This window comes from Planktothrix sp. FACHB-1355, assembly GCF_014748295.1.
In the GTDB taxonomy this organism is placed as follows: Bacteria; Cyanobacteriota; Cyanobacteriia; order Cyanobacteriales; family Aerosakkonemataceae; genus Aerosakkonema; species Aerosakkonema funiforme_A.
Window position 1 is genome coordinate 1 of record NZ_JACJUP010000635.1, and the last position, 3,953, is coordinate 3,953.

Below are 3,953 nucleotides of genomic sequence, written 5' to 3' on the forward strand. Positions count from 1 at the left end.
CCTGTTGAAATCGTCCAAAGATAGTTTGTAACTTATCGGCTGGAATGCCTCGCCCTTGGTCTTTGACTTGAAATAAAACCCGGTCGGCTTGGTCTTGGACACTGAGGGTAACCGTAGTTCCTGGCGGAGAAAATTTAATCGCGTTGCTTACCAGATTAACGAGAGTTTGAATAATGCGATCGCTATCCGCCCAAACTTGAATAGAAGGAGTCGATTCAACAGACAAAGTGATGTTACTTTGTACTGCTAAAGATTGCACTGTTTCCACAGACTGCTGCATAAGTGTTACGGCATCGCACCATTGGAGATTCAGCTTGACCTTCTGTGCTTCGAGTCGCTCTAAGTCAAGAATATCATTAACCAAACGCACTAATCGTTCCGTATCGTGAATGGCGATGTCTAACATTTGTTGGGCAGTTTCTGGCTTGTTTTTCAAAGCACCAGAGGCGAGTAAGCCCAGAGAACCGCGAATTGAGGCAAGGGGCGTTCGCAGTTCGTGGCTGACAATTGAGATAAACTCGCTTTTCATCTTTTCAATGACTCGACTTTCGCTAACGTCCTCTACCGTGCCAACATAACCAATTAATTGACCGGAAACAGAGAGGATAGAAGCTGAGCGCATTTGACAAAACCGAATAGTTTCATCTTTATGGATACAACGAATTTCACCGGAGAATTCTTGCTTTTGGGACACGGCTTTTAACCACCTGGCTGTGACCTCCTCTCGGTCTTCTGGATGGATAAACTGTACCCAACCTTCTCCTAAAGCTTCATCAAACGTGCAGCCAAAAATCGCCTGATAGCGTGGATTCGTATAAATACACTGCCCCTGCATATCCGTCATAAAAATGCCCACAGGTGAAGACTCGCTCAGAGAACGGAATTTAGCTTCGCTCTCTCTGAGAGCTTCTTCTGTTTGTTTGCGAACCTCTTCAAGGTGCTTCGCTTCGGTGATATCTTGATGAACTGCAACCAGAACATCGCCATAGTCGGGATGCCTAAATACAGAAGTCGTCGCCCTACACCAAAATGGAGTGCCATCTTTCTTAACGTTATGGATTTCATACGTAGCTTCACCGTTTTGGAAAATGGCTGACCGAATGGCTTGATTGACATCTTCAGCCGTTACCTCTTCAGTGGCGTAGTTGACTATGGAAACGTGCTGACCGTTGAGTTCGCCGGAGTTATAGCCAAACATCTGCTCAAATTTAGGATTGGTGTAGACAATGACTGCATTATCCGCTTTGATTAAGCATAAGCCTTCTGCCATGTTGCGGGTGATTACAGCCTGAAGCTGGAGCATTTGTTCGGCGTGTTTGCGATCGCTGATATTTTTAATCAACCAGCGAATACCCCTAACTTCACCCTGCTCATCACGGATGGCAGAGGCAGCGATCTCTGTCGGAAAGGAATTTCCCTGCTGAGGTACGATGGTTAGCTCAGATATTTGTCGCCCGGGCAACTGTTGCAGCTGCGCGAGCAAAGTGCGAAAGAATTGCTTCTTTTCGTTACAGACGTAGAGATACAAGGGCTTACCAATTAAATTAGATGAAGGAATAGACAAAAGGTTGCTTGCTGCTTGATTGGCTTCTTCAATTATACCTATTGAATCTGTGAGCAGATAACCATCTGGAGCGAAGTTAAATAAGTCTTCATACCGATTTTGTTCCAACTGAACCGTTAAGATAGCAGCCTTTAATTGTTCATTGTTTTGTCTTAGTTCTTCCTCAGTGATTTGCAGTTCTTCTACAGTAACTTGCAATTCCTCATTAACTCTTTCTAGTTGCTCTTTGTGCTGTAATAATTCCGTATGAGTTTGCTGTAAGTCTTGTTCTGCGCGTTTGCGATCGCTAATATCTAACAATACACCCAGCACTCGCATAGGTTGCCCAAATATATCGTAGACGGCTTTGGCACGAGACATTAACCAATGAACAGAACCATCAGGATGAATCACTCGATGTTCGGCGGCGAAATCGGTGTGGTTTTCCATCGCTTCGGAGAACTTTTGTTCGACCCAACCAAGATCGTCAGGATGAACGCAACTGCGCCAAAGCTCAAGAGTTGGCTTAATGCTAAAGGGATCTAAACCCAGTAGCGTGAAGTGAATATCGTTCCCGACGATATCTTCGCTAGGTAGCAGTTGCATATCCCAAAAGCCGATATGGGTTAAATCTAGAGCCAGTCGGCGGCGTTCTTCACTTTCTTGGAGGGCGGTTAATGTTTCCAGTAGGCGATCGTTTAGCTGAGAAAGTTCTGCCGTTCGCTCTAATACCCGTTGTTCTAGTTGGGCATTTAGTTCTTTTAAAGCCGTTTCTGCTTGTTTGCGATCGCTAATATCAACAGAGAAAATTATTATGCCGCCAATTTCATTTGTAGCAGTATACCAGGGGTGAATTTCCCAGCATACCCATTGCTGTTTCCCATTTGCTCGGATAAACAAATCTTCTTCACTTTTTTCGATTGCCCCAGCTAAACAGCGTTGATGAATCTGTCGCCAGCGTTGGGGAATTTCGGGTAAGATTTCGTAGTGCGATCGACCAATCAGAGATTCGATCGATTCGAGGTTATATTGATCTACCCAGCGCTGACTTGACATTATATAGCGCATATCGCGGTCAAGCATAGCAATACCAGCAGGCGCATACTGAACAAATAAGCGCAGTAGAGCTTCGGTTTGCTTGCGTTCTGCCAGTTCCGTTTGCACAAGTGCAAACAATTGGGATTGCTGAATGGCAATACTCACTTGGCTGGCTAACTGTCGCATCAGATCGATTTCTGATGATTGCCATTGGCGAGGCGCAGCACAATTATGAGCAATTAGCAACCCCCACAATTCACCTCCTTTGACAATAGGAACTACTAAATTGGCTCTAACTTGGAAATTTGCTAGTAATTGCAGATGGTAGGGATCGATTCCGGCATTATAAATATCAGATTTGACAGTAACTAAGCCTTGTTTGTAGGGTTCGACGTACTGGGAGCCAAAGCAAGGATCGTAGATTTCGGTTGCTAAAATAGCTGTCCAGTCAGTACCCACTGATTCAGCAACGACGGTTCCCCGCCATTGTGGGTCAAACTGAAAGATAATTACGCGATCGTTCTGAAGCAACTGTCGAATTTCGTCTACAGTAGTTTGGAAAATGTCCTGTAAATTGAGCGATCGGCGAATCCGTTGGGTGGTTTCCATCACCAAGCGTTGTTGCTCAAATTTCTCTTGCAGTAATCCTTGTGCTTGTTTCCGTAGATCGATCGCCGTCGCCGTTCCAATCATTTGGATCGGTTCTCCTGCTTGGTTATAAAAAGCGTGTCCCCTAGATTCAATCCAATGAATGCTGCCATCTGCCCAGACTACACGATATTCTACTTGGTAAAGGCTGTTGTTTTGAATTGCCTGTTGTACTGCTTGATTGATTCTTTCCCTGTCTTCAAAATATATATATGATAAAAAAGTTTCGTATTTGCCATCAAATGTCCCTGGAGTCAAACCAAATAATTCCTCCTGATCGGGAGACCAATGATTCTTTCCAGTGACAATATCCCAATTCCACATCCCCATTTGTGCCGCAGAAGAAGCTAATTGTATTAATGGATCTTTCTCTTGTACCAATTGTTGATTAAGTTGCTCGATCTTTTGTTTGCCGTATCGAAAATTGCTCGTGAGGAGGTTAATTATTGAACCAACTATTAAAAAAATACATAGCCATAATGTATCAATTGTTTGGGCAATCTCCAAATGATATAAAGGAGGAAGAAAAAAATAATTAATTGCTAATGTGGCAATGGCAATGGTAACAAATCCCGCTCGCCAACTGCCATACCAGGCTGTTACAATAATCGCTATATAGAAGAAAGCACCATTAGGGCGGAGTAAAATTAGCTGTACCCAAAATGTTATGAGTAAAGCGATCGCTGTCGAGCCAAGTACTATTACATAAGGTAAAAATCGCTGA

Annotated in this window: 1 protein-coding gene; it reads right to left on the reverse strand. The window is 43.8% G+C overall.

Translation table 11 applies throughout. The features are described 5' to 3' along the window. A partial coding sequence (locus H6S82_RS22105) for a PAS domain S-box protein (RefSeq protein ID WP_191056709.1) occupies window positions 1-3,953 on the reverse strand: 3,953 nt, incomplete at both ends.